The organism is Tsukamurella sp. PLM1 (assembly GCF_023168325.1).
In the GTDB taxonomy this organism is placed as follows: domain Bacteria; phylum Actinomycetota; class Actinomycetes; order Mycobacteriales; family Mycobacteriaceae; genus Tsukamurella.
Window position 1 is genome coordinate 3997045 of the sequence record NZ_AP025688.1, and the last position, 13463, is coordinate 4010507.

Here is a 13463-nt window from a genome sequence, read left to right on the forward strand (position 1 = left end):
CCGATCAGCCCGCGAGTTCGATCGAACCGCCAGGAATGGCGTCGATCAGCTTGCGCGTGTAGTCCGACGACGGATTGTCGTAGACCTGATCCGTCGGCCCCTGCTCCATCACCCTGCCGCCCGCCATCACGAGGGTCTGGTGCGCGATCTGCTTGACCACCGCCAGATCGTGAGTGATGAACAGGTAGGTCAGGCCCAGCTCCTGCTGCAGCCCCTCCAGAAGGGTCAGGATCTGCGCCTGCACCAGCACGTCGAGCGCGGACACCGCCTCGTCGAGCACGATCACCTCGGGGTTCAGCGCCAGTGCCCGCGCGATCGCCACGCGCTGGCGCTGTCCGCCCGACAGCTCGTTCGGGTAGCGGTGCATGGTGTCCGCCGGCAGCGCCACCATCTCGAGCAGTTCCTTCGCCCGATCCACTCGTGAGGCCTTGTCGCCCACGCCGTGCACCACGAGCGGTTCAGTGATCGCCCGGTAGATCGAGTACATGGGATCCAGTGAACCGTAAGGGTTCTGGAACACGGGCTGGACACGGCGCCGGAACTTCTTGGCTTCGGTGCCGGACAGGGAGCGCACGTCCACCCCGTCGAATTCGACGGTGCCGCTGGTGGGCTCGAGCAGGCCGAGCACCATGCGGGCCACGGTCGACTTACCCGAGCCGGATTCGCCCACGACCGCCGTCGTGGTGCCCCGCAGCATGGTGAAGCTCACGTCATCGACCGCGCGGAAGTCGCTGCTCTGGAACGGCAAGGAGCCACGGATCGGGAAGTCCTTCACCAGATTCGAGGCGACGACGACTTCTGCCGGTCCGGGAGTCGCGGCATCGCGCAGACCGTCCTCGACGGTCTCGAGCTCGACACCGCGCTCCTTGACGGTGCTCACGGCGGCCGCCTCCGTGACCGCGTCCGCGGCCGACGGGGCCTCCGTCCTGCGCGCCGACAACGACGGTGCCGCCGCCACCAGCCGCCTGGTGTACTCGTGCTGCGGATCCTGCAGGATGTCCAGCGCTGGACCGGATTCCACGACCCGCCCCTTGTACATCACCACGAGGTGACTGGCACGTTCCGCCGCCAGCCCCAGATCGTGCGTGATGAGCAGCACCGCGGTCCCCAGGTCCGTGGTGAGCGTCTCCAGGTGGTCGAGGATCTGCCGCTGCACCGTGACGTCCAGCGCGGAGGTCGGCTCGTCGGCGATCAACAGCTTGGGCCGGCAGGCCAGGCCGATCGCGATGAGCGCGCGCTGCTTCATGCCGCCCGAGAACTCGTGCGGGTACTGGTTCACCCGCTTGTCCGGGTCCTTCATGCCGGCCTCGGCCAGCAGCGCGACGGCCCGTTTCCGGGCATCCCCCTCCTCGGCGTTGTTGGCCTTGAGGGTCTCGCGGATCTGGAAACCGATCCGCCACAGCGGGTTCAGGTTGGTGTTCGGATCCTGCGGTACCAGGCCGATACCATCACCGCGGATCTTCTGGAAGTCCTTCTCGGAGGCCTTCGACAGGTCCTGACCGTTGAAGACGATCTGCCCGCTCGCCACCTTGCCGGTGCCCTGTAGCAGGCCCATCACCGCGGCGGCCGTGGTGGACTTGCCCGAGCCGGACTCGCCGACGATGGCCACCGTCTGGCCCGGGTAGACGGTGAGGCCGGCACCCCGGACTGCCTGAACGGGCTTGCCCTGCACGTCGAATTCCACGACCAGATCGCGGATCTCGAGGAGGGGCGACGGTTCTGCATTCTGCATCGAGTCGTCGGACATCAGCGCTTCCTCGCCTTCGGATCGAGTGCGTCGCTGAGGACGTCACCGAGCATCATGAAGGTGAGCACGGTGATCGCCAACGCGGTCGCGGGGTAGAACAGGATGGGCGTGCCCTCGCGCAGCAGCTGCTGCCCGTCGGAGATGTCCATGCCCCAGGAGACCTCGGTCGACGGGAGACCGATGCCGAGGTACGACAGCGTGGCCTCCGTGACGATGTAGATGCCGAGAGCCACGGTCGCGACCACGATCACCGGGCCGAGGCAGTTCGGGATCACGTGGGTGAATAGGGTACGGACCTTGGAGGAGCCCAAGGACTTCGATGCGTCGATGTACTCCTCGTTCCGGATCGAGATCGCCGCCGACCGCGCGATGCGCGCGATCTGCGGCCAGCTGAAGATCGTCAGCACCAGCACCACCGAGTAGATGGTGCGCGAGGTGACCATCTGCATCACCACCACAGCGGCCAGCATGAGTGGGACGCCGAAGAAGACGTCCGCGAGTCGCGCGATGATGGAATCGAGCCAGCCGCCGTAGAAGCCGGCCGTGGCGCCGAGAAGACCGCCCACGACCACGACGGCGATCGTCGTGAGGACGCCGACGATGACCGAGGCGCGGGCACCGTAGATGGTGCGGGCGTAGATGTCGTACCCCTGCAGGTCCGTGCCGAACCAGTGCTCGCCGCTGGGCGGGAGCAGAGAACGGTCGAGGGATGCCTCGTGCGGGTCCTTGCCGAACGCGAACACCGACGGGAAGAGCACGACCAGCAGGATCAGTGTGAGCAACGCGACGCAGACCCAGAACAGCGGCTTGCCCTGCAACTGGAGCCACGCGGACTTCCAGAAGCCGGCGGGCTGCGTGTCCCGATCGACGGCATCGATCGCTCCGACCGTGACGTCGTCCGCGGCGGCGACGAAACGTTCCTGTCCGGGATAGATGTGATTGTCAGGCATAGCGGATCCTCGGGTCGAGGGCGGCGTAGAGCAGGTCCACCACCACGTTGCAGATCAGGTAGATCACGATGAGAACAGTGACGAAGGAGACCACGGTGGTGGCCTCGCCGCGGATCACCGCCTGGTAGATGGTGCCGCCCACACCGGGGATGTTGAAGATGCCCTCGGTGACGAGCGCGCCGCCCATCAGGGCGCCGATGTCGGCCCCGAGGAACGTGATCACCGGGATCAGCGAGTTGCGCAGGACGTGCACCAGGACCACTCGCGACCGAGGCAGGCCCTTGGCGGTGGCGGTGCGCACGTAGTCGGCGGTGAGGTTCTGCGAGACCTGCGAGCGGGTGAGCCGCACGACGTACGCGAAGGACACCAGGCCGAGCACGATGCCGGGCAGCAGCAGGTGGTAGAAGTCCAGGTTGCCGCCGACGGTGACCGGGAACCACTGCAGTTTCACGCCGAACACGAATTGCGCGATGAAGCCGAGCACGAAGATCGGCACCGCGATGATGACCAGCGACACGAACAGGATCGACGTATCGAACAGCCTGCCCTTCTTGAGGCCGGCGACGACGCCGAAGAAGATCCCCAGGATCGTCTCCACCGCGAGCGCGATCAGGGCCAGGTTCACGGTGACCGGGAACGCCCGCTTCATCACGTCCCACACCGGCTGGCCGGAGAAGGAGGTGCCGAAGTCCAGCGAGAAGACGCCCTTGATGTAGTACCAGTACTGCACCAGGAAGGGTTGGTCCAGGTGGTACTGGGCGCGCAGGCCCTCGACCACCTCGGGCGGCAGCGTGCGATCGCCGCCGAGCGCCGCGATCGGATCCGCCGGCACCAGGAACACGAGCGCGTAGATGAGCAGCGTCGCCCCGAAGAACACGATCACCAGCTGCCCGAGCCGGCTCAGGAGATATCTCGCCATTCCGCTACCCCTTCGTGATGTTCGTGAAGTCGAAACGGCCGTTCCACGTGATCTCGGCAGTGATGCCGTCACCGACGCCGGCCGCCGCCTTGTAATCCCACAGCGGCACGACGGGTAGGTCACGCAGAAGGATCTCCTGTGCGAAGTTCACCAGCTTCGTGGACTCCGCAGGGTCGAGCGCCTGCTGGGCTCGGGCGATCCGGGCGTCGAACTCCGGACTGCTGTAGTCGCCGTCGTTCGAACCTCCCCGGTCACGTAGTTCGACTCGAGGAAGTTCAGCTGCGTGGGGTAGTCACCCTGCCAGCCGTTGCGGCCCGCGGACGTCAACGTCCGCTTGGTCAGCTCATCGCGGATCTGCTTGAACGTGGCGTACGGCTTGCTCGACGCCTCGATCCCCAGCGTGTTCCGGATCTGGTTGGTCACGGCGTCGATCCACTGCTTGTGGTCGCCGTCCGAGTTGTAAGCGATCTGGAACGCCCCCGACCACGGCCGGATGCGGTTCGCCTCCTCCCAGCGCTGCTTCGCCAGCTCCGGGTTGTACTTGACCGTCTCGTTCCCGGGGATGTCCGCGTTCCAGCCGGGCACCGAACGCGCCGTGAACTCGACCGACGGGTACTTGAAGCCCTGGAAGACCACGTCGATGATCTGCTGGCGATTGATCGACATGGAGATCGCCTGCCTGCGCAGGCGCCCCTCCTCGTCGCTGTGGAAGTGATCCAGGAACTGCGGGATCACGAACGACTGGGTCTGCGCGGTGGGCTTGGTGATCGCCCGCTTGCCCAGCGTCTTCTGGAACGAGCGCAGCGCGCTGTTGGGGATCGTGTCGAGTGCGTCCAGATTGTCCGACATCAGGTCCGTGTACGCGGCGTCGTACCCCTCGTACATGATGAACGCGAGGCCGCCGTTCTTCGGCTTGGGACCCTTGTAGTCCTCGTTGCGGACGACGTCCAGCTGGACGTTGTGCCGCCACTGCTTGAACCTGTACGGGCCGTTGCCCACGGGGTTCTGGCCGAACTTCTCCTTGCCCTCGGTGAAGAAGACGTCGGGTAGCGGCACGAACGGTGTGAACCCGAGCGCGAGCTTGAAATCGATGTTCGGCGCCGTGAGATCGATGGTGAACGTGTAGTCGTCGACCACGCGCAGGCCACTCATCTCGCTCTTGGTGGCGCCCTTCTCGGAAACCTCCTCGAATCCCGCGATCGGCGCGAAGAAGCTCTGCTGCTTCTGCAGATTCTCGATGGAGGCGCCGAAGTTCCACGCGCGCACGTAGTTCGAGGCCTTCACCGGGGTACCGTCGTGGAAGGTCCAGTCCCGCTTGAGCTTCACGACGAAGTGCTTGTTGTCGTTCGTCTCGACCGATTCCGCATTGGCCAGCTCCGGCGAACCGTCGGCCTTGTACGAATAGAGCCCGGTGAACAGGGTGTCGACCACGCGGCCGCCCATGTTCTCGTTGGTGTCGGTCGGCACCAGCCCGCTCTGAGGTTCGCCTCCGTTGACGCGGATCACCGCGTCGGGACCGCTACCGTACTGGCCCTTCGCGCCCTCCATGCTGCACCCGGACACCGCCAGGCTCGCGGCGACGGTGACCGCGAGGATCGCCCGCGCCACCGACCACCGCCTACTTCGTACTCCCACAATTACCTCCGCCTTAGTTGGCCATCTCGGTGCTGAGCACTTTAAGTCGGCCTGCGCGCCCTGTCCCGGTAACCGGCAGCACTGCTAACTGAATCCCCCTCCGAGCGACTCCGGTCGGACGCCGCGACCGGGCGCAACCCTCTGCAACCCGGGCCCGGCACCGTCGAATTTTCGACTTTGCCCTGCCCGCCCCGCGCGCCGTCCCTACGATTGACCCATGACTGATTCCGCCACCGCTGCATACCCGCCGTCCGCTGAATTCGCAGCTCAGGCCAATACGCACGGCAGGGAATTGTACGACCGTGCCGAAGCCGATCGTCTGGGCTTCTGGGCCGAGCAGGCGAACCGTCTGCACTGGGACGCGCCCTTCGGCGAGGTCCTGGACTGGTCGGGCGCGCCGTTCGCCAAGTGGTTCGTGGGTGGCAAGCTCAACGTGGCGTACAACTGCGTCGACCGGCACGTGGAGGCGGGCGACGGCGATCGCGTTGCGATCCACTGGATCGGCGAGCCCGGCGACAGCCGCGACATCACCTATTCCGACCTCAAGGACGAGGTCAGCCGCGCCGCCAACTACCTCGCGTCGCTGGGCCTGCAGGCGGGCGACCGCGTGGCGATCTACATGCCGATGGTCCCCGAGGCCATCGTCGCGATGCTCGCCTGCGCGCGCCTGGGCCTGACCCACTCCGTGGTCTTCGGCGGCTTCTCCGCCGCTGCCCTGCGCTCGCGCGTCGACGACGCCGAGGCCAAGGTCGTCATCACCACCGACGGCCAGTTCCGCCGCGGCAAGCCCGCGCCGCTCAAGGCCAACGTCGACGAGGCACTGGACATGGACATCGACGGCCAGAAGGCCCAGTCCGTGCAGAAGGTGATCGTCGTGCAGCGCTGCAAGAACGACATCGACTGGCACGACCGCGACGTGTGGTGGCACGAGAGCGTGGGCGCGGCATCGTCGGAGCACACGCCCGAGGCCTTCGACGCCGAGCACCCCCTGTTCCTGCTGTACACGTCGGGCACCACGGGCAAGCCGAAGGGCATCGTGCACAGCTCCGGCGGCTACCTCACCCAGGCCGCGTACACGCACTACTACCTGTTCGACCTCAAGCCCGAGAAGGACGTGTACTGGTGCACGGCCGACATCGGCTGGGTCACCGGACACACCTACATCGTGTACGGACCACTCGCCAACGGCGCCACGCAGATCGTGTACGAGGGCACACCGAACTCGCCGAACGAGCACCGTCACTTCGAGATCATCGAGAAGTACGGCGTGAGCATCTACTACATCGCACCCACCCTGGTGCGCACATTCATGAAGTGGGGCCGAGAGATCCCCGACGCGCACGATCTGAGCTCGATCCGCCTGCTCGGCTCGGTGGGCGAGCCGATCAATCCCGAGGCGTGGCGCTGGTACCGCGACGTCATCGGCGCCGGTTCGGCGCCGATCGTGGACACGTGGTGGCAGACGGAGACCGGCGCCGCGATGGTGGCGCCGCTCCCCGGCACGACGGTGCTCAAGCCCGGGTCGGCGATGGAGCCCGTGCCCGGCATCAGCGCCAACATCGTCGACGACGACGGGAACAGCCTGCCTCGCGGCGAATCCGGGCTGCTGGTGCTCGACAAGCCGTGGCCGGCCATGCTGCGCGGCATCTGGGGCGACGAGGAGCGGTTCGTGGACACCTACTGGTCGCGCTACGCCGACCAGGGCTGGTACTTCGCGGGCGACGGTGCGCGCTACGACGAGGACGGTGCCCTCTGGGTACTCGGACGCGTCGACGACGTCATGAACATCTCGGGCCACCGCATCTCCACCGCCGAGGTCGAATCCGCCCTCGTCGGACACCCGGCCGTCGCCGAGGCGGCCGTCGTGGGCGCGTCCGACGCGACCACCGGCCAGGCCATCGCGGCGTTCGTCATCCTGCGCCAGGGCGTCGACGACTCCGATCCCGGCAAGCTGATCGCCGAGATGACGGCGCAGGTCTCGAAGGACATCTCGCCCATCGCCAAGCCGCGCGAGATCAACATCGTGCCCGAGCTGCCGAAGACGCGCTCCGGCAAGATCATGCGGCGCCTCCTGCGCGACGTCGCCGAGGGCCGCGAACTGGGCGACACGTCGACCCTGGTCGATCCCACGGTCTTCGAGAACATCCGCAAGCAGCGCGGCTGATCGCCTCGCTTCGAGCGCACGAGGGCGGTAACGTGCGGTAACTGTGTCGTCGCGAACTGCGGCCGCAGTTCCCGGGCGTGCCGCCCTCCTCAGTGTCCGAAGTGTTCTCCGCCCCTACGTCCGCCTGACGGTGGCCGGCTTCCGCCAGCAGTCCACCTACCTGACCGCGGCCGCCGCGGGCGTGTTCACCAACGCCGTCTTCGGATTCGTCAAGATGGCGATCCTGCTCGCCACGCTCGCGGGCGCGGGCGGGACGGCCGGCGGCTACACGCCGGAGCTGATGGTGAGCTACATCTTCCTCTCGCAGGGGATGCTCGGGGCGATCGGCGCGTTCGGCGGCGACGGTGTCCTCGCCGAACGGATCCGCACGGGCGACATCGCCGTCGACTTCCTCCGGCCCCTGAACGTCCAGGTCGCGACGCTCGCGACCGTGCTCGGCGGCGCGGTCTACTCGCTCATCCCGCGCGCACTGCCGCTGGTGGCGATCGGCGCGCTCACCGGAATGATGGCGTGGGCCGGCGAGCCCGCCGCCTACCCGCTCGGCGCCCTCAGCGTGCTGCTCGCGATCCTGCTGGCGCAGGCGCTGCTGTACTGCGTGCAGATCCTCGGCTTCTGGGTCGTCGACACCCGCGGCATCCAGATGTTCTACATGGTCGCGGGAACCTTTCTCATGGGCATGTTCGTGCCGGTCGGCCTGTTCCCGGGCCGGCTCGCGCGCCTCGCCGAGTTCACTCCGTTCGCGTGGATCCTCATGCCGCCGTGCGACATCCTGTCGGGTCGTATTGACGCCGCCGCCGGGCTGACGACGGTGGCGGTTCAGGCGGGCTGGACGGTGGCGGTGCTCGGCGTCGGCGCCCTCCTCACGGCAGCGGGCCGGCGCCGGTTGGAGGTGCAGGGTGGCTGATACCGCTTCCGCCGCACGGCCGGGACGACTCGCTCCATACCGCGCGGTACTCAACTCGCGCGTGCAGGCGCAGGTGAGCTACCGCGCCTCGCTGGCGATGGACCTGGTCGCGGCTCTGCTGCTGGGCCTCGTCGAGCTCGGCGAGGTGTGGCTGTTGTTCCACAACGCGAAGGTCATCGGCGGCCTCACGTTCTCCGCTGTGCTACTCGTCTTCGCGCTCGCCGACCTCTCGTTCTGCGCAGCCGACATCCTGTTCGGACACCTGGACAAGCTGCCCCGCTACGTGCGGGCAGGCACCATCGACGTATTCTACCTGCGGCCGCAGCCGATCCTGTTGCAGCTCATGACCAGCGACATCCGCATCAACCGGCTCACGCGACCCGCGGTCAGCGTCTTCGCGCTGGGGTACGCCCTCACCCACAACACGATCGCGTGGGGGCCGGGCACCGTCGGGATGCTCGTCCTGGCGCTGATCTGCGGACCGATCATCTACTCGTCGGTCTTCGTGATCGCCGCCGGGGTGCAGTTCGTGCTCGTGAACGGCGCGGAGTTCACCAACTCCTTCGTCTACGGCGGCCGGTACGCCGCGTCGCAGCCCGCCTCGGTGTGGCCGGGCGCGATCAAGGTCACCTTCGGTTTCGTCCTCCCGCTGGCGTTCACCGGCTACCTTCCAGCCCTGTACATCCTGGGCCTGCCCGGCACCGGCCTCTTCCGGCCCGACCTGGCGTGGCTGCTGCCGGTCGCCACCGCATGGGCCGTGCTCCTCGCGGGCGTCACGTGGCGGTGGGGACTGCGGCACTATCGGGGAGCCGGCGGATGAACGTCATCGAAACACGTGGACTGACACGTACTTTCACCAAGCGGGGCTGGAACGGACGCGCCAGGACCGTCACCACCGCCGTCGACCACCTGGACCTCACGATCGCGCCGGGCGAGTCCGTCGGGTACATCGGCGCGAACGGCGCCGGCAAGTCGACGACGATCAAGATGCTCATGGGCATCCTGGTGCCCACGGCGGGGACGGTGCGCACCGTCGGGCTCGATCCCCTAGCCCGGCGACGCGACGTGGCCCGGCGCGTGGGCGTGGTCTTCGGACAGCGCTCGCAGCTGTGGTGGGACCTGCCCACCGGACGGTCGCTGGAGATCCTCGCCGCGGTGCACCGCCTGCCCGACGCGGTGGCGAAGGAGCGGGCGGACAGGCTGATCGAGCAGTTGGAGCTGGGCGCCTACCTCGACCGGCCGGTGCGGCAGCTCAGCCTGGGCGAGCGGATGCGGGCCGAAGTCGCCGCCTCGCTGATGCATTCGCCGGAGCTGCTGATCCTCGACGAGCCCACCATCGGGCTCGACGTGCTCAGCAAGCAGCGGCTGCGCGAATTCCTCATCGCCGAGCGCGCCGAGCGCGGCCTCACCCTGCTGCTCACCACGCACGACATGGGCGACGTGGAACGGTTGTGCGAGCGGATCCTCGTGGTGGATCACGGCCGGACCGCGTTCGACGGCGCGCTCGACGGGCTCGTCGGCGCCGTCGGGGCGACACGCGTGCTCGTGCTCGACCTGGACCGCCCCACACCGGATCTCGAGGTCGACGGTGCGCGGCACCTCACCAGCGAGGGCGGGGGCCTGCGCCAACGGCTGGAGCTGTCCGCGCCGCTGCCGCAGGTGCTCGCGGCCATCGCCGAGCGGGCGACGGTGCGCGACCTCACGGTGGACGAACCCGATATCGAGGACGTGGTGCGGCGGCTCTACGAGCGGTCGCGCCCGAACACCTGAGCGCGCAGCGCGTCCACCGGGTCGCCCCCGCCGCGCGCGGGCGGCGGCCTCCGGGATCCCCAGCGGCCCTGTCAGGTCCTTCTCCCAGCGCGTCCAGTCGGTGACCGCCCACCGCTCGGCGATGGCCCACCGCCCGTCCCGGCGCTCGAACCGGTCCACGTAACGCAACCCCAGCGTGAGGTAGACCTGCAGCTCCGCCCCGGGGGCCGACCAGTGCGTCGCGGTGCAGTAGGTCTCGACCACCGCGACGTCGCCCGCGAGCTCGCACAGGTGGTTGCCGACCTGGTGGTGCGTACCGCCCAGCGACTCCAGTTGTCCGCGCACCCAGGGAACGTACTCCTCGACGGGGCCGTCGAAGCCGCTGTGGTGATCGACGGCGCCGGGGTGATAGCAGGCGCGGACCGCATCGAGGTCGAGCCGGTCGATGCCGCGGCAGTACCGCAGCACAACGTCCTCGATCTCGCGCCGGGCCAGGAGTTCGTCGACGGTCATGGGCCCAGTGGACCACGACGGCGCGACCGGGTAGGCAGTATCCATGGGTTTCACCCGCGAGCAACTCCTCGCCTACTCGGACACGACGGTGCCGGACCTGATCGGGCCCGGCTGCCGAATGCTGCTCTGCGGCATCAACCCCGGCCTGTGGACCGCGGCCACCGGCGCGCACTTCGCGCATCCCGGCAACCGCTTCTACCCGGCGCTGTACGGGGCCGGCATCGTGGACCACGTCATCGACGCCACCGACGGGATGACATTCGCGGACCGGAACGCTCTGGTGGAAGCGGGGATCGGCATCACCAACGTCGCGCCGCGGGCCACGGCGAAGGCCAGCGAGCTCACCGCGGAGGAACTGCGCGCGGGCGGCGACGCCCTCGTCGAGCGGGTGCTCCAGGTGGCGCCGCGGATCCTCGCCGTGCTCGGGATCACCGCCTACCGCACCGCGTTCCGAGAGCCGAAGGCCGTACCCGGTCCGCAGGAGCGCACCATCGGTACGACCCGCGTGTGGGTGCTGCCCAATCCGAGCGGGCTCAACGCGCACGAGACGGTGGCGAGCCTCGCCGCGGCGTACCGTCGGGCGGCCGCGGCCGCAGGCGTCACGCTCCTGCCCGCACCAGGGCGTCCGCCCGCACCTGCACTAGAGTGAGATCCAGCAGCGGAGTGCCCACGCCCAGTTCCCGTGCGCGCGAAGCGAGATCGCCCAGGATGTGCTCCGCCTCGGTGGGCAGTCCGGCGACGAGATCGCGGTAGAGCGACGAGGTCATCGCCGAGTCCGGGTCCACGAGCGTGGTGACGGTCCGCTCGTGTGCGGCCTCCGGCACCGGGTGCCCGGCGGCCGCGGCGACGGCCTCGGTCTCCGCGATGATCGCCCGCACCTGCGGCTCGCCGCCGGCCGCGATCACGGGCCCCACGGGGCTGCGGAAGAGGCAGCAGACGATGCCGCACGCGGCGATGAACGCCCACTTCGCCCACATCGACCCCAGCGGATCATCGCTCACCGTCAATCGGATGCCCGGAACGTCGAGTGCCTCGGCGACCCGGGGCGCACCGTCGCCGATCGTGATCGCCGACCAGTCCGTCATCTGGACCACGGCACCGTCGTCGAGGGTCGCGACGATCATCGCGAGCCCGCCCAGCACGCGCGGCCCGAACGCTGCCTCGAGCCGATCCAGGTGGGCGAGCCCGTTCAGGACGGGCAGGACGACGGTGCCCTCCCCGACCGCGGGACGCAGGTCGGCGATCGCGTCCTCCAGTGGCGAGCGCCTTGACCGTGATCAGCACCAGGTCGAACGTCTCTGGCTCCGCGGCGAGCTCGGCCGCCGTGAGGACGCCGACCGGGCGGGCGCGGGCACCGTCGGGAGCGGAGAACCGCAGGCCCTCCGCGCGCAGCGACGCCGCGCGGGCCGGGCGCACCAGGAAGGTGACGTCCCGCCCCGCCTCGGCGAGGCGCATGCCGAACGCGCCGCCCGTCGCGCCCGCGCCGACGATCAGGATCCGCATGGATCAGACCTTATCGAGCTCCACGTCCCTCGTCTCGCGCATGACGACCAGCGCGACCAGCGTGGACAGGCCGGCGATCGCGAGGTAGACGCCCACCCACTCGACGCCGTAGTCCTTGACCAACCAGGTGGCGATGAACGGTGCGATGGCGGCACCGATGATCGACGCGAAGTTGTACGAGACGCCGCTGCCGGTGTAGCGGACGTTGGTGGCGAACAGCTCGGGGAGCACCGCGCTCATCGGGCCGAAGGTGAGGCCCATCAGCGTCAGGCCCACGATGAGGACCGCCAGCATCGTTCCCTGGGTGGTGTGCGCAGGATCCAGGATCCACTTGAACGACAGGCCGTAGACGATGATCGCGAGCGTCACGATGATGAGCACCAGGCGCCGGCCGAAGCGGTCGGCGAGGCGGCCCGAGACCGCCACGAACACCGCGAAGAAGAGCACCGCGATCAGCTGCATCTCGAGGAAGTCGATGTACGAGACGGACAGCTTCACGCCGGACTTGTCGGTGACCTTGCCCGTTCCGTACGAGACGATCCAGGTGGTGACCAGGTAGAACAGCGTGTACGTCGCGACCATGACGAACGTGCCGATGATGAGCGGGCGCCACGCGGTGCGGAGCACCTCGCCGATCGGCGCCTTGACCTTCTTGCCCTCCTCGACCGCCTTGGCGAACACCGGCGTCTCGGTCAGCTTGAGCCGCACGTACAGGCCCACCAGCACCATGACGGCGGACAGCAGGAACGGGATGCGCCAGCCCCAGGTCATGAACGCGTGGTTGGACGCCGACGTCTTCGAGTCGAAGTCCATCACCTGCATGATCACGAGGAACACACCGTTGGCGAGGAAGAAGCCGAACGGCGCGCCCAGCTGCGGCCACATCGCGGCCCACGCCCGCTTGCCCTTCTCGGCCGTCTCGGTCGCGAGCAGCGCCGCGCCGGACCACTCGCCGCCGAGGCCGAGACCCTGCGCGAAACGCATCAGTGCGAGCAGCGCCGGGGCCAGATATCCGGCCTGGTCGTAGGTGGGCAGCAGGCCGATGAGGAAAGTCGCGATGCCCATCGTGAGGAGCGAGCCGACCAGGGTGGCCTTGCGGCCGACGCGGTCGCCGAAGTGGCCGAACAGAATCGATCCCAGCGGCCGCGCGGCGAACGCGAGACCGAACGTCGCGAAGGAGGCGAGCAGCGCCGCCGCGTCGTTGCCCTTCGGGAAGAAGAGAGTGGGGAAGACCAGCACTGCTGCGGTCGCGTAGATGTAGAAGTCGAAGAACTCGATGGTGGTTCCCACCATCGAGGCGACGACGATTCGCCTGCGATTCATTTGCAGAAGAATACAGTTTGGTGACGCGGGTCACGGGGCCGCCCTGCGGTAGGTTC

General features: G+C 68.2%; 10 protein-coding genes and 3 pseudogenes. 5 read left to right on the forward strand and 8 right to left on the reverse strand.

Translation table 11 applies throughout. The annotated features are described in order from the left end of the window. Positions 1 to 4: 4 nt before the first annotated feature. From MTP03_RS20515 to MTP03_RS20530, 4 genes and pseudogenes are all read right to left on the reverse strand, one after another. The gene (locus MTP03_RS20515; RefSeq protein WP_248489743.1) at positions 5 to 1747 is read right to left on the reverse strand and encodes an ABC transporter ATP-binding protein; all 1743 of its coding nucleotides are present in this window, start codon (positions 1745 to 1747) and stop codon (positions 5 to 7) included. Beyond that, complete coding sequence (locus MTP03_RS20520) at positions 1747 to 2697, reverse strand: ABC transporter permease (RefSeq protein ID WP_248489744.1); 951 nt, start codon at positions 2695 to 2697, stop codon at positions 1747 to 1749. The genes MTP03_RS20515 and MTP03_RS20520 overlap by 1 nt, the downstream gene beginning before the upstream one ends. Beyond that, on the reverse strand, positions 2690 to 3616 hold the full coding sequence (locus MTP03_RS20525; RefSeq protein ID WP_248489745.1) for an ABC transporter permease: 927 nt from the start codon (positions 3614 to 3616) through the stop codon (positions 2690 to 2692). The genes MTP03_RS20520 and MTP03_RS20525 overlap by 8 nt, the downstream gene beginning before the upstream one ends. Before the next feature lie 4 nt (positions 3617 to 3620). Beyond that, a pseudogene (locus tag MTP03_RS20530) lies at positions 3621 to 5164 on the reverse strand (ABC transporter substrate-binding protein). Between the two features lie 304 nt (positions 5165 to 5468). Between MTP03_RS20530 and acs the strand changes: the two are divergent. The 4 genes from acs to MTP03_RS20550 all read left to right on the forward strand — a co-directional run bounded on the left by acs (position 5469) and on the right by MTP03_RS20550 (position 10089). Then, complete coding sequence (gene acs / locus MTP03_RS20535; protein WP_248489746.1) at positions 5469 to 7415, forward strand: acetate--CoA ligase; 1947 nt, start codon at positions 5469 to 5471, stop codon at positions 7413 to 7415. Positions 7416 to 7545: 130 nt separating this feature from the next. After that, positions 7546 to 8319 (forward strand): ABC-2 family transporter protein, encoded by a 774-nt coding sequence (locus MTP03_RS20540; protein WP_248489747.1) that lies wholly within the window; start codon positions 7546 to 7548, stop codon positions 8317 to 8319. Beyond that, a complete protein-coding gene (locus MTP03_RS20545; RefSeq protein WP_248489748.1) occupies positions 8312 to 9139 on the forward strand; it encodes an ABC transporter permease in 828 nt (275 codons plus the stop codon). The genes MTP03_RS20540 and MTP03_RS20545 overlap by 8 nt, the downstream gene beginning before the upstream one ends. Beyond that, positions 9136 to 10089, forward strand: coding sequence for an ATP-binding cassette domain-containing protein (locus tag MTP03_RS20550; protein ID WP_248489749.1), 954 nt, complete (start codon positions 9136 to 9138; stop codon positions 10087 to 10089). Before MTP03_RS20545 ends, MTP03_RS20550 begins: the two co-directional genes overlap by 4 nt. A 171-nt stretch (positions 10090 to 10260) precedes the next feature. Here the strand turns inward: MTP03_RS20550 and MTP03_RS20555 are convergent. Beyond that, positions 10261 to 10626: pseudogene (locus MTP03_RS20555) on the reverse strand (nuclear transport factor 2 family protein); the annotation flags it as partial. Between MTP03_RS20555 and mug the strand changes: the two are divergent. Beyond that, positions 10625 to 11230 carry a G/U mismatch-specific DNA glycosylase gene (gene mug, locus MTP03_RS20560; protein WP_248489750.1) on the forward strand — a complete coding sequence of 202 codons (606 nt, stop codon included), beginning with the start codon at positions 10625 to 10627 and terminating at the stop codon, positions 11228 to 11230. The pseudogene MTP03_RS20555 and the gene mug overlap by 2 nt on opposite strands. Here the strand turns inward: mug and MTP03_RS20565 are convergent. The 3 genes and pseudogenes from MTP03_RS20565 to MTP03_RS20570 all read right to left on the reverse strand — a co-directional run bounded on the left by MTP03_RS20565 (position 11181) and on the right by MTP03_RS20570 (position 13407). After that, complete coding sequence (locus MTP03_RS20565) at positions 11181 to 11837, reverse strand: ketopantoate reductase C-terminal domain-containing protein (RefSeq protein ID WP_371820998.1); 657 nt, start codon at positions 11835 to 11837, stop codon at positions 11181 to 11183. The genes mug and MTP03_RS20565 overlap by 50 nt on opposite strands. Before the next feature lie 58 nt (positions 11838 to 11895). Next, positions 11896 to 12084, reverse strand: a pseudogene (locus MTP03_RS24085) (2-dehydropantoate 2-reductase N-terminal domain-containing protein); the annotation flags it as partial. 3 nt (positions 12085 to 12087) lie between these two features. Then, a complete protein-coding gene (locus MTP03_RS20570; RefSeq protein WP_248489751.1) occupies positions 12088 to 13407 on the reverse strand; it encodes an MFS transporter in 1320 nt (439 codons plus the stop codon). Between the last annotated feature and the right edge of the window lie 56 nt (positions 13408 to 13463).